At 46.5% G+C, this 21,673-nt stretch carries 15 protein-coding genes; 7 read left to right on the top strand and 8 right to left on the bottom strand.

What is annotated here, in order from left to right; all coding sequences use genetic code 11:
• Positions 1–3,823: two-partner secretion domain-containing protein (locus QUA25_RS22125; RefSeq protein WP_333041285.1), on the bottom strand; the 3,823-nt coding region annotated here is incomplete at its 3' end.
• A 908-nt stretch (positions 3,824–4,731) separates the two neighbouring features.
• Between QUA25_RS22125 and QUA25_RS22120 the strand changes: the two genes are divergently transcribed.
• From QUA25_RS22120 to atpC, 3 genes are all read left to right on the top strand, one after another.
• Positions 4,732–5,562, top strand: coding sequence for a PEP-CTERM sorting domain-containing protein (locus QUA25_RS22120; RefSeq protein ID WP_333041284.1), 831 nt, complete (start codon positions 4,732–4,734; stop codon positions 5,560–5,562).
• A 132-nt stretch (positions 5,563–5,694) separates the two neighbouring features.
• Positions 5,695–7,152 carry a F0F1 ATP synthase subunit beta gene (atpD, locus tag QUA25_RS22115; protein WP_006635884.1) on the top strand — a complete coding sequence of 486 codons (1,458 nt, stop codon included), beginning with the start codon at positions 5,695–5,697 and terminating at the stop codon, positions 7,150–7,152.
• Between the two features lie 155 nt (positions 7,153–7,307).
• Complete coding sequence (gene atpC / locus QUA25_RS22110) at positions 7,308–7,715, top strand: ATP synthase F1 subunit epsilon (RefSeq protein ID WP_006635885.1); 408 nt, start codon at positions 7,308–7,310, stop codon at positions 7,713–7,715.
• Positions 7,716–7,806: 91 nt separating this feature from the next.
• On the opposite strand, the gene QUA25_RS22105 is transcribed toward atpC, so the two are convergent.
• Complete coding sequence (locus tag QUA25_RS22105) at positions 7,807–8,106, bottom strand: DUF7734 family protein (RefSeq protein ID WP_333041283.1); 300 nt, start codon at positions 8,104–8,106, stop codon at positions 7,807–7,809.
• Positions 8,107–8,512: 406 nt separating this feature from the next.
• Here QUA25_RS22105 and QUA25_RS22100 point away from each other — a divergent pair, with 406 nt between their 5' ends.
• Both QUA25_RS22100 and QUA25_RS22095 read left to right on the top strand, forming a co-directional pair.
• Complete coding sequence (locus QUA25_RS22100; RefSeq protein WP_333041282.1) at positions 8,513–8,818, top strand: hypothetical protein; 306 nt, start codon at positions 8,513–8,515, stop codon at positions 8,816–8,818.
• A 439-nt stretch (positions 8,819–9,257) separates the two neighbouring features.
• Positions 9,258–12,653, top strand: a complete 3,396-nt coding sequence (locus QUA25_RS22095; RefSeq protein WP_333041281.1) for an ATP-binding protein — start codon at positions 9,258–9,260, stop codon at positions 12,651–12,653.
• Between the two features lie 48 nt (positions 12,654–12,701).
• Here the strand turns inward: QUA25_RS22095 and QUA25_RS22090 are convergent, their stop codons facing one another.
• The 5 genes from QUA25_RS22090 to QUA25_RS22070 form a co-directional block, all read right to left on the bottom strand.
• A complete protein-coding gene (locus QUA25_RS22090; RefSeq protein WP_333041280.1) occupies positions 12,702–12,977 on the bottom strand; it encodes a peptidoglycan-binding domain-containing protein in 276 nt (91 codons plus the stop codon).
• Between the two features lie 221 nt (positions 12,978–13,198).
• Complete coding sequence (locus tag QUA25_RS22085; RefSeq protein ID WP_190663498.1) at positions 13,199–13,480, bottom strand: peptidoglycan-binding domain-containing protein; 282 nt, start codon at positions 13,478–13,480, stop codon at positions 13,199–13,201.
• A 515-nt stretch (positions 13,481–13,995) separates the two neighbouring features.
• A complete protein-coding gene (locus QUA25_RS22080) occupies positions 13,996–15,450 on the bottom strand; it encodes a hypothetical protein (protein ID WP_333041279.1) in 1,455 nt (484 codons plus the stop codon).
• A gap of 268 nt (positions 15,451–15,718) precedes the next feature.
• Positions 15,719–16,339, bottom strand: a complete 621-nt coding sequence (locus tag QUA25_RS22075) for a DUF3177 family protein (RefSeq protein WP_333041278.1) — start codon at positions 16,337–16,339, stop codon at positions 15,719–15,721.
• Positions 16,340–16,740: 401 nt separating this feature from the next.
• Positions 16,741–16,977 carry a Calvin cycle protein CP12 gene (locus QUA25_RS22070; protein ID WP_190662788.1) on the bottom strand — a complete coding sequence of 79 codons (237 nt, stop codon included), beginning with the start codon at positions 16,975–16,977 and terminating at the stop codon, positions 16,741–16,743.
• Positions 16,978–17,281: 304 nt separating this feature from the next.
• Here QUA25_RS22070 and QUA25_RS22065 point away from each other — a divergent pair, with 304 nt between their 5' ends.
• On the top strand, positions 17,282–17,530 hold the full coding sequence (locus tag QUA25_RS22065; RefSeq protein ID WP_333041277.1) for a hypothetical protein: 249 nt from the start codon (positions 17,282–17,284) through the stop codon (positions 17,528–17,530).
• Positions 17,531–17,720: 190 nt separating this feature from the next.
• Positions 17,721–18,974, top strand: a complete 1,254-nt coding sequence (locus QUA25_RS22060) for an FIST N-terminal domain-containing protein (RefSeq protein WP_333041276.1) — start codon at positions 17,721–17,723, stop codon at positions 18,972–18,974.
• A gap of 159 nt (positions 18,975–19,133) precedes the next feature.
• On the opposite strand, the gene QUA25_RS22055 is transcribed toward QUA25_RS22060, so the two are convergent.
• Positions 19,134–21,185: an iron uptake porin gene (locus QUA25_RS22055; RefSeq protein WP_333041275.1), complete on the bottom strand. Its 2,052-nt coding sequence runs from the start codon at positions 21,183–21,185 to the stop codon at positions 19,134–19,136.
• Positions 21,186–21,673: the final 488 nt, after the last annotated feature.

The following is a 21,673-nucleotide window of genomic DNA, read 5'->3' as shown; positions in this document are numbered from 1 at the left end:
TTAAACTCGTGGCATTGACTGTTTGATTAAATGCGGTTGTTCCTGTAGAATTAGCTGTTAAATTGCCGATCGTACTTAAACTCCCAACTGCACCATTGAATGTAACATTACCGCTAACCGCCTTCGCCGTCAAATCGCTGGTGCCGTCTACAGTATTATTGAAAGTAATGTCGCTGCCGGAGAGAATGGGATTGTTGGCAATTGTCACTGCATCTCCATAAGTTTGACTGCCGGTTGTAGTGACATTTCCCTTGACTTGAGTTGTGCCACCAACATCTGTAGTCAAACTCGCGGCATTGACTGTTTGATTAAATGCGGTTGTTCCTGTAGAGTTAGCAGTAATATTTCCTAAGGCTGTGGTATTGCCAACTGCAGCATTGAATGTAACATTACCGCTACCCGCCTTCGCCGTCAAATCGCTGCTGCCGTCTACTGTATCGTTGAAAGTAATACCGTTGCCGGAGAGAATCGGATTGTTGGCAATTGTCACTGCATCTCCATAAGTTTGACTGCCGGTTGTAGTGACATTTCCCTTGACTTGAGTTGTGCCACCAACATTTGTAGTTAAACTCGCGGCATTGACTGTTTGATTAAATGCGGTTGTTCCTGTAGAGTTAGCAGTAATATTTCCTAATGCTGTGGTATTGCCAACTGCACCATTAAGTGTAATATTACCGGCACCTGCATTTACCAATAAACTTTTAGTGTTTGCTGTAGTGCCATCGAGATTCCTATTAAAGGCGACATTGCCGCTGCTGGTAGTTCCTGATGTTGTTAGGGTAATAGTTGGCTGACTAAGGATAACGGGTGATTGGAAGGTAATATTGCCACCGCTACCGGCGTCACTTGAGGTATTTATATTACCGCTAAGAATAGTATTTCCTGTACCAGAGTTGAGGGTGACGTTCCCTGCCGTACCTGCCTCTACTGAATTGGAAACTAGACCTCCAGTAGTAATGTTGCCACCAGCAGTGAAGAGGGCGATCGCTCCTCCATATCCTCCTAGCAAAGAAGAGGAATTGAGACTTCCAGCAGTTGTGTCGATCGCACCTGTTCCTTTGGTAACAGAGAGGTTGATATTCCCGGAGGTACCTGCATATAATGAACGCGAATTCAGAGAACCAGTGGTAATGTTACCGCCAGCAGTTGAAAGGTCGATCACTCCTCCATTTCCTTCCACAGAAGAGGAATTGAGATTTCTAGTAGTAATGTTACCGCCAGCAGTTGAGAGGGCGATCCCTCCTCCATTTCCTCCCACAGAATTTGAAGACACATCTCCAGCAGTGGTGTCGATCGCACCCGTACCTCCAGTGACTCTGAGGGTGATCTTCCCCCCCCTACCTCTATCTAGGGGACTGGCATTTAGATCTTTAGTGGTAATGTTACCCCCAGCAGTTGAGAGGGTGATCGCTCCTCCCGGTCCAAAAGTTGAACTCGATTGCAGAACATCACCAGTGGTGTCGATCGCGCCCAGACCTCCAGTAACTGTGAGGGTGATATCCCCTCCGCTACCTGCACTGCGTGAAAAGGAAGCCAGCTTGTTAGTGGTAATGTTACCGCCAGCAGTTGAGAGGGTGATCGCTCCTGCATTTCCTACCTTAGAAGAGGAATCCAAAAATCCAGCACTGATGTCGATCGCACCCGTACCTCCAGTGACTCTGAGGCTGATATCCCCCCCCGTACCTGCACCTATGGGATTGGAACCCAGGTCTCTAGTGGTAATGTTACCCCCAGCAGTTGAGAGGGTGATCGCTCCTCCCTGTCCAAAAGTTGAACTCGATTGCAGAAAATTACCAGTGGTGTCGATCGCGCCCGGACCTCCAGTAACTGTGAGGGTGATATCCCCTCCCCTACCTGCACCGCCTGAAATGGAAAGCAGCTTGTCAATGGTAATGTTACCACCAGTCGTTGAGAGGGAGATCGCACCTCCATTTCCTGAAGAGGATTGGGAATCCAGCTCTCCAGCAGTGGTGTCGATCGCGCCCGGACCTCCAGTAACTGTGACGGTTATATTCCCTGGATTACTTCCAGCAACGAAATTATTGGAAACCAGCGATTTAGTGGTAATGTTACCACCACCAGTAGTGGAGAGGGAGATTGCTCCTGAATTTCCTGCTGAGATAGCAGAGGAATAAATATCTGCAGCCGCGGTGTTGATACCATTGGTACTGGTGAGGCTAATATTTCCGCCCGTAGTAACAAGTGTGGCATTGACTGATATTGCATTACCAGCATTTAACGCGATCGCGCCATTTCCCGAATAATTAGTAATAGGTTGATTAACAGTAATATTATTATTCGCTTGCAGCGTCAGAGAATTATTATTATTCCAAGCAACGGGAGCACTAACTGTAATATCACCTATACTCGAAGAAGCCGACGCAGTAGAAATAGTGACATTTCCCAAAAGTAGCTGATTTTGCAGCGTCCCATTATTAATTGTAGAAGTCCCATCCGAGGGCATAAATGCTCCCCCTGATAAAGTGCCACCTGTATCCACATCTGTACTAATAGTAATATCAGTAGGATCTAATAATAAGGTGCCAGCAATCCCAAAGGTCGATCGCAAATCAACTAATCCTTGAAAATCCAGCGATTGCTTTCCCGACACTTCCGCAAAGCCGCCATTCCCAGAAAATAAGCCACCTCTGGCCGTAATATTCCCTTTAAAGCGAGTAGTTTCATCCGCCCAAACTATAACTCGCCCGCCATTCCCATTACTAATAGCATCAGCATTAATCGTCGAGTCGCTGCTGACAAAAGTTCGCGAAGCATTGGGCACAGTCCCCAAACCCTGATAATCTCCGCCAATCAGTACATTACCGCCACCGTTAATCCCAGAAGCATCGATATTGCCTGCAATAACTCCTACTTTGTCACCTAAAATATTTACAGTACCGCCAGTGTTGCCAGAGACATTGAGAGTGCCAGAGGCGATCGCAGTTCCCGCAGTTACCGGCACAGCAACATTCCCTGTCAACACAACTTCGCCATTGGGATTTACCGTCAAACCCGTCGCCTGTGCCACACCTTGTCCAGTCAGCAACTCCGGCAAAGATAACACTGGCTGCGTCCAATTATTCGGCAGCGAACTTTGATTTGCTGTCGGCTGAATATCCAAACTCAATAAATTTCCAGCTTGACTAATTCGCACCAAATTGTTACCCGGTACGGCGCTGATGAGAATATTGCCGCTAGGCGCAGTTACCTGACCATTATTGACAACCGTACCGCCGATCAAACTTAAACTTTGACCAGGTGTCACCGTCAGATTGCCTGCATTAACAATGCTTCCCCCTGGCAAATTGGTAAACGCAAAACTATTCGGTGCCCCGATTAATGTTGCCCAATTGTTATTGCCGATCGCACTAAACCACTGATTGTTCCCAAAACCAATGCCTGTCGCCGTAGTAGCATTAAAAGATCCAGGCACGTTGAGACTGGCATTCGGCCCGAAAATTATGCCGGCAGGATTCATCAAAAATAAATTGGAATTTCCCCCCGTCACTTGAATTAAGCCATTTATTAAAGAAGGATTTCCCCCAGTAATCCTTCCCAAAATATTTTGAATATTGGGATTGGTCAGAAAGTTAGCCGTTTGAGCCTCGCTGAGGCCGAACTGAGTAAAACTGTGAAAAAGATTAGCCCCATCTCCGCTGAATGCCCCCCCGGAAATGTCGTAGCGGTTGCCGTTGGGAGTAACAACTGTGTTAGTGCCGTCCGCTGCGGGGGCGATGGGTTGCGCGTTGGCCGAACCCGCCGCTGCACTCAGCCAGCCAACGATGAATAACCATCCGAGCAAAGGTAGTCTGTTGGCTGTCATTGTGTTTAAAGATTGTGCTTAAAGTGCGATCGTATTTATTTCTACTATTTTTACTCCTAAAAAAAATTCATGTCAATAGGAGCAGCCTATTTTTAGTTGCTGAATAATTAGTACGGGACAAGGAAATGTAGGTTTTTAATTACTATGATTTACGTAAAAACTGTTTTTTTACTAGAAGTCAGGCGCGGGAAATTAAACTTGGTTTCTTTTTTTGACTTTCACTGCTTCCCTGACTCAATTACCTTAAAAAACCGGGTTAATGCGTCCGGAACTGTGGGGGAAAATATGGCACCGAACGGGAGGGTTAGGGGTTTAAAAAACTCTGAATATTAGTCAAAATTACGTAAGTACCGCTCGCCTATTATACAGCTTGCTTAGAGTGGCAAAAAACTCGCTCAAATCTTTAATTGCGGTCGTGCCCACTTCTTTCTGCATCGGCCGAGCAGCTTGCAGCGCGCTTTGAGGAACAACGAACCGAACAGCAGACTTTCTCTCAAAAACTTTATATTTTTGGGATGAACTTTACCAAAACTTTATAAAGCTCGATTAAAATTTTTATGTATTTTTGATGAAAGCCAATATTTGCAAGTCTTGCACTCAACTTTAGACTGTTACCGAAACGAAGTAAATGTAGTAGGTTGGAAGTCTAGGCAGGATGAAAATCTTGCTCTGACAGATTAAACTATGCGAGTCTGGTGTCAGTGAAAACTCTTAGAAGAAGCACTCATTTACTCCAAAACACCCTTAAGTGAGATCTGTATGTAGATTCACTGGTGTGGAGCCTCTTCTTTAGGTTTGACGATCGCCCTAAATATCGCAGGCTCGCGATCGTCTATTCGCGTCACGGCAACATGGCATTTAGGGCATTTTCCGCCTTACTACCTAACAATACAGGAGGAATCAGGGTTATGACTACCTTAACGCTAGTCAAAAAAACATCTTTTACAGTCGCCAGCTTGGTAACCACAATGTTGCTCAGCATCTGCCCGCCCGTCCGAGCTTTCATGTTTGGCACTGGCGGCATCCAGTTCTATCAAGATACAAAGATCAACTTTAGATTCAACAACTCTGTCAGCCCTTACCAGTCAAGCTTGTGGGTGGCCCAAGCTGACCCACAAAACAATGGCTACACCAACATCGCCAGACTGTTTTACGAGACTCAACCCTCAGATAACGGCTCTGCCAACAACTGGGAAGCAACCTTCGGGAACGCAGTCACCTCCGAAAACGGCTCCATCACCCAAACCTTCACATTTTTGCAGGATCAAATTTATGCCCTGCTGCTGTGGAGCGACACAGGTAGCGGCAGACCTTTCGAGCAATACGTCTCGTCGAGTACCTTCATGAACAGCCCCAACTGGTGGGCCGCCGGCACCCAGTTCCGAAGAGAGGAATGTCTGGTGGCGGGATGTCAGCTTGCTGTGTTTGGTGACTTTATGCTCAACTACAATTCCAGCGACTCATTTGCAAACATCAACGGCGGTAAAGGCCCAGAGCAATTTTCATCGCTCACAAAGGCCCAACTGGCTAATGGCACACAAATCTCCTTCGACGATGCCAAACCAGGAACCGAGCTTGACTTCAAAGACTTCACCGTGTCGGCTGAGTTAGTCCCCGAACCAGTCCCCGAACCAGTCCCCGAACCAGTCCCCGAACCAGTCACAGTGTTCGGGACTATCCTGGGTATCGGGGCTTTGGCTGCGACTCGCAGGAAAAAAAAGCGAGGGCAGCAACCATAAAAATGACTATTAACCAGCCCCATACAAATCTAAATAGTGCGTCTGTTCAGTGGTACTCTGAGAAATAGCATTTCTAAATGTTAAGACTTTTTCCATAACGGGAAAAATAGCATCCTAACAAAGGCACTATTCATGGTATCCACCGCAGAAAAAACGAACGTAGGCTACATCACCCAAATCATCGGGCCAGTTGTAGACGTAAAATTCCCAGGCGGCAAACTGCCCCAAATCTATAACGCTCTCACAATTTCCGGCAAAAACGAAGCAGGTCAAGACGTTGCCGTTACCTGCGAAGTTCAACAACTGCTCGGAGACAGCCAAGTGCGCGCCGTTTCCATGAGTACCACCGACGGCTTGGTGCGTGGCATGGAAGTAGTAGATACCGGGGAAGCGATCCAAGTTCCCGTCGGAATCCCAACTCTCGGCCGGATTTTTAACGTCATCGGTCAACCCGTAGACAACCTCGGCCCGGTCAATACTTCCGAAAGTATGCCCATCCACCGCAACCCGCCGGCTTTCACCGAACTGGAAACCAAGCCTTCGGTGTTTGAAACTGGGATCAAGGTGATTGACCTGCTCGCGCCCTACCGTCGCGGTGGCAAAATCGGTTTGTTCGGCGGCGCAGGCGTCGGCAAAACCGTGATTATGATGGAACTCGTGAACAACATCGCCAAGGCTCACGGTGGCGTGTCCGTGTTCGGTGGTGTGGGCGAGCGCACCCGCGAAGGTAATGACCTCTACAAAGAAATGATCGAGTCGGGGGTTATTGACGAAGAAGACCGCAGCAAGTCAAAAATTGCTCTGGTTTACGGTCAAATGAACGAGCCGCCTGGTGCTCGGATGCGCGTGGGCCTGTCGGCTCTGGCGATGGCCGAATACTTCCGTGATGTCAGCAAGCAAGACGTGCTGCTGTTCATTGACAATATCTTCCGGTTTGTGCAAGCGGGTTCTGAGGTATCGGCTCTGTTGGGTCGGATGCCTTCGGCTGTGGGATATCAGCCGACTCTCGGTACAGACATGGGCGACTTGCAAGAACGGATTACTTCGACTACCGAAGGTTCGATTACTTCGGTTCAAGCTGTGTACGTACCTGCGGATGACTTGACTGACCCCGCACCGGCTACGACTTTTGCTCACTTGGACGCTACAACTGTGTTGTCTCGCGGTTTGGCTGCGAAGGGGATTTATCCTGCGGTTGACCCGCTGGATTCTACGTCTACGATGTTGCAAGTTAGCGTTGTCGGCGAAGAGCACTATGGTGTTGCTCGTCAGGTGCAGTCTACTCTGCAACGCTATAAGGAATTGCAAGACATTATTGCAATTTTGGGCTTGGATGAGCTCTCAGAAGATGACCGCTTGACCGTTTCTCGCGCTCGCAAAATTGAACGGTTCTTGTCTCAACCGTTCTTTGTGGCTGAAGTGTTCACCGGTTCCCCCGGCAAGTACGTCAAGCTGGCAGACACCATTAAGGGCTTCCAGATGATTTTGGCTGGCGAACTTGACGAATTACCTGAACAAGCTTTCTATTTGGTGGGCGATATCAACGAGGCGATCGCCAAAGCTGAAAAAATGAAAGCTGACGCCAAGTAATTTTAGTCATGAGTCAGTAGTCAGTAGTCAGTCGTTATTAGTTATTAGTTATTAGTTATTTGTTATTGGTAACAACTGACAACTGATAACTGGCAACTGACAACTGACAACTGACAACTGACAACTGACAACTGACAACCGACAACTGACAATTTATGACATTAACTGTGCGCGTAGTGGCCCCAGACAAAACTGTTTGGGATTCTAATGCTGAAGAAGTAATTCTGCCGAGCACCACAGGCCAACTGGGTATCTTGAGCGGTCACGCTCCTATGTTGACAGCTTTGGATACCGGAGTGATGCGCGTCCGTCCCGGCAAGGAATGGGTGTCTATTGCTCTGATGGGCGGCTTTGCAGAAATCCAAGAAAACAAAGTTACTATTCTTGTCAACGGCGCTGAAAAAGGCGAAACCATTGATAAAGAAGCTGCTCGTACTGCTTACACCGAAGCAGAAGCTCGTTTGGAAAAGGCTACTAGCGGCACTTTGCAAGAGCAAATTCAAGCTAAGCAAGCAATCAAGCGCGCGAGAGCTCGTTTCCAAGCTGCCGGCGGCACGCTCTAGCTCTCAGGGTAAGGACATAGTGCTTTTGTAGTAGGGACACAACATTGTTGTGTCCCTACTGTTTTTCTCACGTTGTGTCCCTAATGTTTTGCTAAACTCCCGCCTCGGACAATAGAGATTGCATTGTTTCCCAAGATAACCCCTGCTGAAGATAGCGGGGGTTATTTGGATTGTAGGGGCTCTCCACGCGATCGACACTGACAATTTGGGCTTCCTCCGGCAAAACAGGAACATCTGGATCGAAAGCGGTCGATCGTGTCAAAGAGCTAGAAAAGCCTTTAAAAATAGCAATTTCATCGAATTCGCCGTCAATTTCGGCCTTTACGATTAAAACTTCGTGCGATCGTTTTACCGTGTATTGTTCCAAGCGACGAGCAATAGAGTCAGCCATAGCAAATCTCACTTTCCTGAAATCTGCTATAATATAGCTTAGTTTTGTGCCTAACTTCAGGGACATCCAGCTAAATTTTTATTGTTAAGTATACCTTTTTTTACAGCAGGAAGTAAGCAGACATCATATAAATTTTGTAAAAAACCTCGGAAAAACTTTCCTGCTGCCAAACCTACTTGTCGGATATTTTATGAACCACAAGAAGACTAGGTTGCAAGTATCATTTCTTAGTCAAAATTGTATTAAACGGCCTTTAGCTTGGGAGATACGCTGCTATTTATTCTAGTTTTTTGCTTGAGAGCAGGTCTGGTAAGTTGCCACTCAAAGCTAATAAATAACTGTTTACTGGGCGGGAATTCTAGTTAGTGACTCAATTCTATAGCGTTTGGGCGAGCGAGAAAAATATATGTGCCGATTTGTCGATAGAGTCACAGTAAAAGGCAAAAAATCAGCCGTGTCGGTGTTTGAAATTTATGCTGCAGAAACAGAACAAAGCATTGAACTAAAACAGGAAACTGCTGCTAAGTTTCAAAAAGGTCAGGAGATTTATTTCGAGCAAAATTTTACTGAAGCGCAAAAATTATTCAGTAAGATTTGCGGAAGAAATCCTCAAGATAGGTTAGCAGCAATTTACTGCCAGCGCTCTCTAAAGAATGGAATGTATGGAGTGCCTGAAGGATGGTCGGGGATAGAAGCTTTGGATGAAAAGTAGTGATACAGATATATTGTATGTGAACATCGGTAGGGATAGGGCAATGCCTTGTCCGGCGGGGGGAGTAGGACACGGAAATGCCGTGTCCGTATGGTTCGCTTTGACTTTTAATAATTTGCTATAACAATACTTCGGACAGTTTTTTAACGGCCCTGTAAGCCGATCGCGAGAAAGCCCTGCCATTTTTAACGCATTTTAGGAAACTTAGGGCGCTTACTTAAACCTTGAAATAATAGTCCACCATATAGCCAGTCTGGGTTTCGGACACTCGATTAGATATAAAACTGTCCGAAGTATTGCTATAAGATTAAGGATTGTAGAAACTAGATCAGGTCTTCCTTGCGTAAGTTGTGTTTAAGTACAAAATGGTTTATAATCTTTACCAGCGCTCAGCCTTCGCTCCAAGTATTAACTGGGTTTTCCAACCTAAATTAATGTTATGTCCACTCTTTCTCTCAAGCACTTAGTGGCAAAACTTTCAAGAAAAGCAACGCTGCAAACTGTACTCATAGTTCCGTTTGTCTTGCAAGTATTTTCAGCGGTGGGTATTGTAGGATACTTATCATTTAGGAACTCTCAAAGAGCAGTGAATGACCTTGCTGATCAGTTGATGAGCGAGGTGAGCAATCGCATTGAGCAAAATTTGAGAACTTATCTGCAAACTCCGCACCAAATCAATCAAAGCAAGCTGGATGCGGTGAAACTGGGTTTTGTGAACATGAAAGACTTGTCAGCTTGGGAAAAGTATTTGTGGCGACAAGTGCAATTATATCCTTATATCAATTTTACATCGATCGCTAATCAAGATGGAGAATATCGCACTGGCGAAAAGATGTCTAACGGCACTTTATTGATTAACGCATCGGGTCAATCTAGAGGTTTTGATTTTTATTCTTACAATACTAATGATAGGGGCGATCGCACGACAGTAGCAGCCTACGTCAAAAACTTCGACATCCGACAGCACCCTTCCTACACCTATGCAGCTCTAGAAGCCAAACCCACTTGGAGTTCAGTTTATGTATCCTTACTAGAACCCACATTGATTCTCAGCGCGCTGCAACCAGTTTACAACAGCCAGAAACAGCTAGAAGGAGTATTAATTGCTGCTTTGCGTCTCGACAGTATCGGTCAATTTTTAAACAGCCTCAAAATAGGTCAATCTGGTCAAACTTTTATTATCGAAAGAAACGGCACGCTGCTGGCAACTTCCACACCGGAAAAACCTTTCCGCACCCAAAACGGTCAAAAAGAACTGTTTAAAGTTACAGAAAGCAGCGATGCAGTAACGCAAACTACAGCTAAATATTTAGAAAGTCACTTTCAAAACTTCTACCAAATTACCAAATTGCAGCAAATCCATTTTGAGATAAACGGGAAACAGCAATTTTTAAAAGTTCTACCCTTCCAAGACGGCAAGGGTTTAGATTTACTAATTGTCGTCGTCGTTCCCGAAGCCGACTTTATGGAACAAATTCATGCGGGCAACCGAACTACAGTTTTGCTATGCTTGGCAGCTTTGGGCATGGCAACTGTGTTAGGACTTCTCACTTCTGGCTGGATTATCAAACCTCTTATAAAATTAAAAAATGCAGCAATAGCTTTATCTGAAGGACAATTTGACCAAACTGTAAAGCTCGATCGCTCCGACGAGTTGGGCGTACTTGCCGCTGCCTTTAACAGCATGGCAGCACAACTGCAAGCATCTTTTACTGCCTTAGAAACTAAAAATATCGAATTGCAGCGACTAGACAAACTGAAAGACGAATTCTTAGCCAATACTTCCCACGAACTCCGCACTCCCCTCAACGGCATTATTGGGATTGCAGAATCTTTAATAGACGGTGCTACCGGACAACTGTCAGACTCAACAAATTTTAACTTAGCCTTGATTACATCCTCTGGCAAAAGATTGTCTTCTTTAATTAACGATATTCTGGACTTTTCTCAGCTCAAACACAAAAAGATAGAACTACAAATTAAGTCCGTCGGTCTTCGAGAAATAGTCTCTGTTATTCTCACTTTGTCTCAGCCATTAGTAGGCAAAAAAAACTTGCAGTTGATTAACTCAGTCGCTCCTGAATTGCCGCAAATAGCAGCCGATGAGAATCGCTTGCAGCAAATACTTTACAACTTAATCGGCAATGCCATTAAATTTACCGAAAGCGGCACAGTTGAAATTTCAGCAGAATTGGTAACGGGCAATGCACAATCACCGCATAATTCCCAATTAGCCATTACTGTATCCGACACCGGTATTGGCATCCCCGAAGATAAATTAGAGCGAATTTTTGAATCCTTTGAACAAGCTGACGGTTCCACTGCTAGAGAATATGGCGGCACGGGTTTAGGGTTAACTGTTGCCAAGCAATTAGTGGAATTGCACGGAGGGCAAATTCGAGTATCTTCAAAGGTAGGCGTCGGTTCCCAATTCATCTTTACTTTGCCCGTATCTGAGAATCAGCCGGAATTTAGCAGTAGACAGCCGCTTTTAACCGAGGAATCTCGAATTTTAATCACTCGTGAATTCGCCCCCGAATCATCTATAATAAATTCTCAGGTCTTAGCCAATAGCGAGTTCCTAGAAAGTGAAAAATTAAAAATTTTGGTAGTGGATGATGAGCCGATTAATATTCATGTCATCATCAACAGTCTTTCTCTAGAAAACTACGAAATTACTCAAGCGAGCAACGGCTTAGAAGCTTTAAATTTAATTAAATCAGGATTTAAGCCAGACTTGATTTTACTCGACGTAATGATGCCGCAGATGACTGGTTATGAAGTGTGTCGAGAAGTCCGCAAAAAATACTCGCCTTTAGAAATGCCGATTCTGATGCTGACGGCAAAAAATCAAACTAGCGACTTGGTAGAAGCTTTTAACTTAGAAGCAAATGATTATGTAACTAAACCTTTTATCAAAAAGGAATTGTTGGCGAGAATTAACACGCAAATTCGCCTTGCCAAACTGAATGCAGCCTACGGCAGGTTTGTACCGCACGATTTTCTAAACTTGCTGGAAAAGCCGAGTATTATTGAAGTAAAATTAGGCGAAAATCAGGAAAGAAACATGACCGTGCTGTTTGCTGATATTCGCTCATTTACGGCGCTTTCCGAAAATATGACACCGCCTGAAAATTTTGCATTTATTAACACTTACTTAGGAAGGGTTAGCCCTGCAATCAGGAAAAATAACGGGTTTATTGACAAGTACATTGGTGATGCAGTTATGGCACTGTTTCCTACATCTCCTGATGATGGTGTACGAGCAGCAATTGATATGCAAAAAGAAGTGAATATCTACAACCAGCAGCGAGAAAAAAATGGTTTGTGTCCGATCGCGATCGGCGTCGGTTTACACGCGGGCAATTTGATGTTGGGTACAATTGGCGAGCGAGAACGGATGGAAAGTACGGTGATTGCTGATGCGGTGAATCTCGCCTCTCGTTTGGAAGGATTGACTAAGGTTTACGGCGCGGGCATTCTAGTTAGCGGTGCAATTATCGATCGCCTAGACGATCCAGAAAAATATAAGTACAGATTTGTCGATCGAGTAATGGTGAAAGGAAAGACAAATGCTGTGTCGGTTTTTGAAATTTACGAGACAGAAACAGAGGAAAGCATTGTACTTAAGCAGCAAACTGCGGAGATTTTTCAAGAAGCTCTCAATTTTTACTACGAGCAAAAATTTGTTGCCGCCCAAAAAGTATTTCAAAACATTTTACAAATAAATCCGGACGATCGGGTAGCAATGCTGTATTTCAAACGAGCTCGCAAGTATCGAATGTACGGAGCCCCGGAGGGGTGGTGCGGAGTGGAAACTTCGACGGAGAAATAGGGCGCGCACTGCCCGCCCTAATCTCTTTAAAAGATGCTTGCACCAACTTTAAAATATAGTTGTACAAACTCCTAATTTATTCCAAGTTTTTGGGCCTACAATGCCATCCGCAACTATTTTTTGTTGCTTTTGAAAATTGATGACTGCTTGTTCGGTTTTCGGGCCAAATCCTCCATCAGTATTTACAGAAAATCCGCTGGTGTGCAAGAGCCGCTGGAGGTAGCGAACGTCCTCATTTTGCGTGACGCCATCGTTGCGTTTGAGTAGGGGAAAATAACGGCAGGGAGGTAATTCCATGTGGTGAATTGCGTTTGTGGTTTGCATAGTTTGAGTCTCCATTGGTTGTTTGCAAGTTGTTTAAAAGCAGGGCAGCGGGGAAAAGATGTTAATTAATAGTCCTGAAGGCACTTTTGACTGGCATAAACGAGGTTTCGGCTTCGCTCAAGCACCAGATTTTTTAGCGTTTCTGGGGGCATAAAGGAAGTATTGCTGTGAAAAAACCCAGTTTCTTGCTACCCGTGCGCCTAGGATTAGTTAACTTGGATTTAACATCCGGGTTCACCTGTATAACAAGCGCCTAATAGACTCCAAGTTTGAGGGCCGACAATGCCATCAACAGCAATCTTATTTTCCTTTTGAAATTTGATGACTGCTTGTTCGGTTTTTGGGCCGAAGAATCCATCAGTTGCGACGGGATATCCGTTTTTAACTAAGGATTGTTGGAGGTAGCGCACGTTTTGATTGGCAGTGGTGCTATTATTTCGTTTCAGTGTGGGCAGTGAAGAGCAAAGAGGCAATTGAGCGTAAATTGAATTTGTGGTTTGCATGGTTTGATTGGGGATTAGTGGTTTGCAAGCCGTTTGAACTTGCTATTCCCCAGTTGTAGCTGTGGGGGGAAGTGCTTTAACAGTCGCTTTTTATAGTGACGCTTATCTGGGGTAGCTCAGATGAGTGACAGCCCGCTATCCAATCCGTCTTGTACAAAGTAATTGTCAAAGGCAAACAGCAGCAAATTTCCATTTTTTATCAACTTTTAGCATCTTTGGCACCAGTCCCACACCATAAGTAAGTCGCCGCCAAAAAACGCCCCTATGTAAACGAGGGCAAAGTCTCCAAAGGCTCTCTACTGGCTGACTTAAACCTGTTTACATAGTGTTACATTATGCGGTTTAATCCCGTATACCCACTTACCTGTACGGCTGTTGGTGTCGGGATGGATAGGCAGATTGACGTAGAGAAAGCGAGGCAATCAATCCTGTGACGGTGTAATCGCTGCACTCTTATACAAGCTGAGTAATAGTTTTTTATATAGAGGAGGCAAAAATACTGTATTTAAAGCTAGTTAACCATGTGAGCGAAAAGGGCGATCGGGAAAATCTCTCTGGGGTTGCGACTTTAACTGAGAAGTGATATCATAGTATCGGTAAATAGTAGATTTCCGGCTGTCAAACAACTTGAGAATTGAATCAATGACAATTTCTGTAACTATAGGGTTAAAGTCGGAAATAAAGTCGTCGGCGTTTAGATTTTCTCCAAAAAATTCCTTAGCTCGATCGCACTGATAGCGCATTTCGTCAAAGCCAACAATTTTTACCACAAACGTTGTCAGGGGCGAACTCTCCAAATCGGTATTAGAAGTGCTTTTAGCCCGCCCATTTTCTAATAAATTCAATACTTCCGCTTCTAAACCAATTTTAGGTTGGTAAGGTTTCTCTATTTCTGGAAAAAAGCTTTCCAGGCGCACGCAGTTAGGAGCTTGATCGGGAATTCCTCCCATCATCATCGCCAGAGAAACCTCAATCCCCAAATCCGAAGAAAGAGCTTCTAGTAGGGCTAGGGCAGACAGTTTGCACCCCAAATAAAGCTTCGCAATTTCGAGATTGTACTTAGCGGTAGTTTCCCACCGCTGATAGGTGCGATCGTCTGGATATCCCTCAAACTGTCGGAAAATTATTTCGGGCTTGAGATAATTCAGAAAACCTTCCATCTTGAGCAAAGCAACTCGGTAGTCGCGAACCGTGTAAAAACCGCAGCAGATGAGATTGTGATTGGTTTCCGGCAGTAAATTCCAAGTATTTGCCAAAAAATGGGCTGAACTATGGTGAGCAAAACTCATCACATCCCGGTTAGAGATTCGCACAGCTTTTTTGACAGTTTCCCGCATTTCCTCATCAGTCAAACTGAGGTGAAATCGGCTATTTATTGCTTGCAAGCGGTCATAAAGACGCTGGCTTACCGTTAATCCTGCATCGGCGGCGCGAAACGGAATTGTTGCTTCAATGCAGCCTGCAATTTGAAGCAATTGCTCGCGTTTGAGAAATGGTTCTAGAGCTTTTGCTGCTACGACAGCGCTGAGAAATTCGTTTTGTCCAGCGAAAGGATTGAGGACTTCGCCCGGTACAAAATTGAATACCAGCATTACCATCTCGAAGATAGCATCCGCTGGCAGTTCAGATTGATCTCGAATTTGTAGCTGTTTGTTAACCTCCTTTGCAACAGGAGTGATGTAGTAGCTGACGTTAAAGTTAATGCTGCGATCGACTTGCACGTAGACGGTATCGTGAAATAAAGCTGCCAAAACCTCGATCGCATCTTCCTTTCCCCCCACATCAAAAATATGTTCGGGAGTGTGAAAAAACCGCCAGGGCCCCATCATCGGCTGAACAATCAGTTCGGCAATCCGAGCGAGTTCACTTGGTTCGACTTTTGCTTCGAGGCGATCGAGCGCCCAAATCAGCCTTTCTAAGCACTGTAAGTATGCTTGTTTGCTATCCATCACAGTCTTTCCCAATAACATTGCTGTCAGTCGATTTTAGATTTTAGATTTTAGATTTTAGATTTACTCCACAGATCAATCTGGAAGCTTGAACCTTAGTCTAAAATTTTTATATCTCTACGACAGGAGTCGGCGGCTTGTATCCGTTTTTGGGCGGCGTCACGTCAGCTACTCTGCTGTTAGTTCGATTCTTTCGTATATGCGCCCGGTTTTTTTACTTGAAATTTTTGAGTGTTTTGTTGAATAATTTAGGGGCAATTTAGGAGGGAAATACTAACTTAAACTCAACTTAATTTCCGGTAGCTGACCTCCCCTGTTTTCCTAGTCTAATAAGCACAAAGTATGACAAGTAAATTACATAGATGACTAAACCTATCAGACCCAACAATCCCAAAAATTGAGGGGTTGCTGTAGGGTGAAACATTTGTTTATAGAGCCAAGGTGGGTCTAACCAAACGCGGCAAAAAGGTTCGTCAATTACCTCAATTTGAGATTTAAAAGCACAGCTTAAGAAGGGAAGTTGAGCTAGAGCGCCCAAACCGCTGTAAACAGTAATCGCCCACCGCCAAGCTGTAAAAGCCAGTTTCAGGGGCGACTGCGGTCGATCGGCAATTTCTTCGTTTAAATCCTCCCAAAACCACAGACTAGCAGGAATTAAGGCCCTCCCAATCACCGACGATACAAAGCTCACAGGCAGCGCAGCCATCATCAGGTAAAGTGTAATTGCCAGCAAACTCGCCACCCGCCAATAAATAATCGACAAACGGACGATCGCCTCAGCTTTTGCCACAACAGCCCAAATCAGCACTACCAGCGGGATCGAAATTGTTAATAACACAGACAACCGGTAATCCATCCAGACTAGCGGTTGAAACCAAGGCCCGGTGGCTGCCAATAAAAGACTCAACATCTTTGGGAAAATATACTCACTTATTTGTCACAAATTTTACTACAAAAATGCTAAAAAATCAGCAATCAGAACACGGTCTTAATGTTTTAGTTACTGCTACCTTTTCTAAGGTACTTGGCGCGCTTTGAAGGGTACTTGAGACACGATAGACGGCAATACGCTTGAGTTAAAACTTGTTTATTCGTGAGATATCTCCTTCCCATCCTCGCCCCCCAAGGGGGACGCAACAGCAAATTCTTGTCCCCCTTGGGGGGCGAGGGGGAAGCTGGCGGATTTGAAGCGTATTGGGATAGAGGGCAAATCTCACCATTATTTCAAGGCTCAACCCCTCAAATAAAATTATCCCGCGCCAAAAGTTAGATTTCGGCGCGGGAGGCAAGGCTTAGAGCTAAATGGCTCGTTTATTCCTCGTAGATGCGGCACTCAGCAGCGTCAGGATTGTCGTCGCAAAATTTTTCAAAAGAATTCTTAGGTTTGACTTGCTTTTGGTGGGAAGCTTCTGCTTGCAGTTCTTCAACTGCGTCCCACGCCGCCGCGCATTCCCCGGAAGTGGCGCCCTTGAGGTCACAGACGGTACGAGCGCTTTCTAGTTCTTCTTCAATTTTTTCTTGGATGTTGCCTGCGGGTGTTGTTGTCATAAAACTTGTTGGTAGGAAAGTGTAGGAGAATATGGTTGTCCCCGACCTATTTCTAGGTAATGTTAGCACGCGCCTTTGTTTAGTGAGCTTGTTCGGCTAACGGCACGTCCTTAACCCAAATAAAGATGTTTAACCGTTAACGACAGAGCAAGGGACTAGCTAAGCAGCCACTTGGTGTCATAACTCAAAAAACCTAGACTTCTAAAGTCTTAGGCGGGTCAACTGTGGTTTAAGTCTTAGGCTCGAAGCGAGCGTGTCTTTAGACCTGGGTCGTTGACCTTATTAAGTAAGAAAGGTTTTCTTTTTGGATGTTAGTTTGGGTTGGATTTGCTGTTTCGGTCTGGCGACCCCAGCTAATAATAGCTTGAGATGCGCTGCTGTTGCAGCAGCCCAGAGACAAACCATCCATAAGTGCGATCGCAGCAGCCGTCTCTACTTCCTGCTTTACTCTACCCCGTCGGCGGGGGAAGAGTCCACAGGCATCAATGTAGGTCGAGCTGACCTTACTTTTGATGAAAACATTACACGAGGTTGGTGTGTCAAACTGTATTGAGCTTTATCTTTTAAGATTTAGCTGAATACGGCATTTAACACTAAACAGATTAATGGGACACTCATGTTAACTTATGTTAACACAAGAACGGCAATCGATGGGGAATCGATCGCCCAACAATAGCGTCCCCCCAGTGGCCAGTTCCAGTTAGCCTAATGTATAGAGATAGTTTTATAGAGAAGTTTGCCTTATGTACACCCAAAATCAAATGCAATGGGTCAGCGCTTTATCAACCCGTCCCTCTTTGGAATCCGCCCTCAAAGAAGTTATAGAACAAGCAGATCGCGACCTAGAAGGCCCGGCTGATTTAGCGCTGATATTTATCTCGTCTGCCTTTGCCAGCGAGTATTCTCGGCTGATGCCTTTACTCCGAGAACTGCTGCCAGTACCCGCGATCCTGGGCTGCGGTGGGGGAGGAGTCATCGGTACGAACCGGGGCGGCCTCACCGAAGAAGTCGAGGGAGCTCCGGCAGTCAGCCTCAGTCTGGCCCGTTTGCCGGGAGTGAATGTCAGAACTTTTCACGTCGGTGCAGAAGAACTGCCCGACTTAGACAGTCCTCCGGATACTTGGGTGGATCTCTTGGGCGTGCCGGCTCAGGAAGAACCGCAGTTCATCATCTTGGCAGACCCCTTTTCCGCAAAAATTAACGATTTGCTGCAAGGGCTAGATTATGCCTATCCAGGTGCGGCGAAGGTAGGGGGGCTCGCCGGCGGGGACGGTGCGGGCCGAGGCGCGGCGCTGTTTTGCGACTATCAGCTTTACCGAGAAGGGACGGTTGGGGTAGCTTTGAGCGGCAATATAGTTTTGGAAACGATCGTAGCTCAAGGCTGCAGGCCGATCGGGCACCCTTATCGGGTGACGGAAGGAGAGCGGAATATTTTGCTGAAGCTGGAAGAACAAACCGACGATACGGGCAGCGCGGGCATCGAGCGATCGCCCTTAGAGGCTTTGCGAGAGTTAGTTCAAACTTTGAGCGAAGAAGACCGAGAATTAGCCCAGCACTCGTTATTTGTAGGCTTAGTCAGCGATGAATTCAAGCTGACATTAGAGCCGGGAGATTTTTTAATCCGCAATCTGTTGGGAGTAGATCCGAAAGTGGGAGCAATTGCGATCGGCGATCGAGTCCGTCCCGGACAGCGCATCCAATTTCATCTGCGGGACGCGCGCACCTCCGCAGAAGACCTAGAAATGCTGCTTGATCGCTATCAGCGGGCCGCCGAGTATAGTGGTACATCCAGCGCCGGCGCCTTGATGTTCTCTTGTTTGGGGCGCGGTGAAGGGCTTTATGGCGAATCGAACTTTGACTCCCGACTGTTCGGCCGATACCTCAAAAACATTCCCTTGAGCGGCTTTTTTTGCAACGGCGAAATCGGCCCCGTCGGCGGTAGCACATTTCTGCACGGCTACACCTCCGTATTCGGGATTTGCCGCCAAAATTCATAATTTGTGAACTGTTGACTGTTGACTGATGACTGATGACGGTTAACTGTTGACTAAAATCTAAAATCTAAAATCTAAAATCTAAAATTGATCGACTGATGACCAATAACTAAAAGCGGCAGTCGCCTGCCGCTTTTAGCTGTAACTAGATGTCTGGAAACCTTAGAAACTAAAGGTAGTACGGAGGAGTCCGACCCAGATATCGTCGTTTCTGTCGTTGTGTTCGGGATTCAGAATCACATAGACGCCCGGTGTCACCGAAATAAAGTCATTGACTTGGAAGCGATAGAAACCCTCTAAGTGATAAGAGGTGTCGCGGTTTCTGGCGACATCACTCTCGGTAACTTTTGGCGGTACACCGAAGACGAAGCCGAGGACGTTGCCTTGTCTGGCAAAATCTCCCAGGGCCACAGTGATAGCACCATTCTGGATGGTAGCGTCATTGTTGCCGCCCCGCAGTTGTTCAGCCTTGGTGTAACCGTACCAACCGCCAATCTGAAAGCGACTGCTGGGTTTGAAGTTAACTTGCACGCCAAAGTTATCTGATGCGGTGGGTGATTGATCGAAGGGCCGGTTAGCCAAGGCACTGCCGACGCCGCCCATGATGTTAACATCACCTGCCCGATTGTATTTCCGGGTGTAAGTCAAGCCCAAGTCAAACGGTCTGCTAAAAAAGCCGATCTGACCCAGAGCGCTGAAAGAACCGTCGAAAACGCCCCTACCGTCTGCTGGGTTGGGAGCATCGCTGTCACCGGCAAGATAGCCTGCGGTAGCTCGCAGGCTGCCCAAGTTGAAACTCACACTTGCGCCAGCTCCCTGCGGCCCGCGGAATACAGCCGGGTTGCGAACTCCAAATCTGGAAAGTGAACCGTTACTCGTAGAGTTACCAAAGGTAGAAGCTTGGTCTGCAATTTCATCTAGGTCAAGTCCTTTAGGACCGACAAAGACTGTAGCTTTACCCATCGGGAACCGATAGTACAACTCGTCTAGTGTGAAATTGCTGTTCTCAGCTCCATCAAAAGCTAGGCGAGCCATGTTAGTACCCGTAGCTGTTGCTGCTGAGTAGTTGGCGACGTTGAGGGCTTGCAAGCGGGTTCTGAGCAAGTCTCGACCGGTGAAGCTGGTATTGAAGTTCAACCGCACCCGGTAGCCGAAGTTGGTGACTGTTCTATCGTCCTCAAGGCGGATACCATCTCCCACGAAGGTGTCGCTGACAGCAAAAATGGCTTCTCCAGCCAATTTGGTGGTGGTGGAGAACTGGTTGGCTTCGAGTTCTGCGGTGCGAGCTTCTAGGCCGTCTACTCGTCCGCGCAGGGTAGCGAGTTCGGCTGCAAATTCTTCTTGCAGGCGTTGCAGGATAGCTAAGTCGTCTCGGGTAACTAAGTTACCTGTTGACCCAATGAGTTGGGTTATCTGGTCTAAGCAAGCGTTGACGCCGGCTGCAAATTCGTAGCGAGTCAGGGCGCGGTTGCCGCGGTAGGTGCCGTCGGGATAACCTACGATACAACTGTAGCGTTCGACTAGGGATTGCAGGGCTTGGAATGCCCAATCTGTCGGGCGCACGTCGGAGAGCTGAGTGACTGATGTCACCTGGGACATGGTTCCCGACGGTTGGGCCGGCAGCGCTTGGGGAGCAACAGGGACGATGGGGCCCCCCATTCCGGCGGCTGGTGTCTGAGCAATTTCTACCTTAGTGGCTGGGTTGCTGGCGACTGCTGGCACTTCAATTTTCCCAGAGGCGTCTGTCTGGCTGATTTGCTCTGCCAAGTCTGATGCTTGGGGCGAGGATTCGGCTGTGCCTGCTGCTGCTAGAGGTTCAGTCGGTGCTGCGGCGCTGACCGGAGCGATTGGGGCTGCTAACTCGATGTCGCTCCCTGTTGTTTGCAGTGTTGTTGGCAGTGCTGCTGCGCTGGTTTCGGGTTCGATTGAGGCGAGTTTTTCAGCGTCTGCTTCGTTAACGACCGGGGTTTGGGCCGCTTCGACGCTGCTGTTTAAAGCCAGGTTTTCTGGGGCAGCAGGGGCTGCTGCAACTGGTTCTGCAACTATTTCTCCAACTATTTCTGCAATTTTTGACTCAGATGACTGAGCTGTAGCTAGCTGGTTGGCTTCAGCGGTTGCGGTCACTTCTGCGGCGATCGCAGTGGCACTCATGACTGATGATAGCCCCAGAATTGCCGGGGATACTAGCAGTAAATTCCAAAAAGTTCTGTTCATTTTCCTCACACCTTCACACTCTATTCAACTCGACGAGCAGCAATTCCCAACTGCTAATTTTTGTGGTTGCTTGCCTGTTGACAATAACTGCCAAAATAGAACCTATCCATAACTGTTGATTCACAGTAGGCGTCTCTACTTCTGCTTGAACGTAGGGGCCCAGCCCTTATACCGCCCCGGCATCAATTCAGGTCAAGCCCACATTACATTACAGTTGATTATACCATCACGTGCTAATTTCATCTGTCGATCGCCAGATTTGCTTAAGTTGCTCTGTAGGCGATCGACAACTGGTTCTACAGGTTCGACCACAATCTGCCTCTAACTGACAACTGCCCAGAGTCCTCGGTTATGCCAGACTTAACAGACAGTTATAGGTAGGATTGTGGCTGCTTGTCGCATCCCTTATACAGCTTTATATCCTATAATGTCAAGCTTTTTAACCTCACTTTAAACCTCGCGACCCGGCAGGGGCTATTTTCCCGCCA

Origin of the sequence: Microcoleus sp. Pol17C6 (assembly GCF_036701145.1) — a bacterium.
In the GTDB taxonomy this organism is placed as follows: Bacteria; Cyanobacteriota; Cyanobacteriia; order Cyanobacteriales; family Microcoleaceae; genus Microcoleus.
The sequence above is the reverse complement of the archived record's forward strand: the minus strand, read 5'-3'. Positions and strand labels throughout refer to the sequence as shown.

Excerpts from the sequence above, each read along its gene's own strand:
- QUA25_RS22095 (WP_333041281.1), top strand. The coding sequence starts at position 9,258 with ATGTCCACTCTTTCTCTCAAGCACTTAGTGGCAAAACTTTCAAGAAAA.
- QUA25_RS22085 (WP_190663498.1), bottom strand. The coding sequence starts at position 13,480 with ATGCAAACCACAAATTCAATTTACGCTCAATTGCCTCTTTGCTCTTCA.
- QUA25_RS22055 (WP_333041275.1), bottom strand. The coding sequence starts at position 21,185 with ATGAACAGAACTTTTTGGAATTTACTGCTAGTATCCCCGGCAATTCTG.
- QUA25_RS22105 (WP_333041283.1), bottom strand. The coding sequence starts at position 8,106 with ATGGCTGACTCTATTGCTCGTCGCTTGGAACAATACACGGTAAAACGA.
- QUA25_RS22090 (WP_333041280.1), bottom strand. The coding sequence starts at position 12,977 with ATGCAAACCACAAACGCAATTCACCACATGGAATTACCTCCCTGCCGT.
- QUA25_RS22070 (WP_190662788.1), bottom strand. The coding sequence starts at position 16,977 with ATGACAACAACACCCGCAGGCAACATCCAAGAAAAAATTGAAGAAGAA.
- QUA25_RS22100 (WP_333041282.1), top strand. The coding sequence starts at position 8,513 with ATGTGCCGATTTGTCGATAGAGTCACAGTAAAAGGCAAAAAATCAGCC.
- QUA25_RS22080 (WP_333041279.1), bottom strand. The coding sequence starts at position 15,450 with ATGTTATTGGGAAAGACTGTGATGGATAGCAAACAAGCATACTTACAG.
- QUA25_RS22060 (WP_333041276.1), top strand. The coding sequence starts at position 17,721 with ATGTACACCCAAAATCAAATGCAATGGGTCAGCGCTTTATCAACCCGT.
- QUA25_RS22075 (WP_333041278.1), bottom strand. The coding sequence starts at position 16,339 with ATGTTGAGTCTTTTATTGGCAGCCACCGGGCCTTGGTTTCAACCGCTA.
- atpD (WP_006635884.1), top strand. The coding sequence starts at position 5,695 with ATGGTATCCACCGCAGAAAAAACGAACGTAGGCTACATCACCCAAATC.
- atpC (WP_006635885.1), top strand. The coding sequence starts at position 7,308 with ATGACATTAACTGTGCGCGTAGTGGCCCCAGACAAAACTGTTTGGGAT.
- QUA25_RS22120 (WP_333041284.1), top strand. The coding sequence starts at position 4,732 with ATGACTACCTTAACGCTAGTCAAAAAAACATCTTTTACAGTCGCCAGC.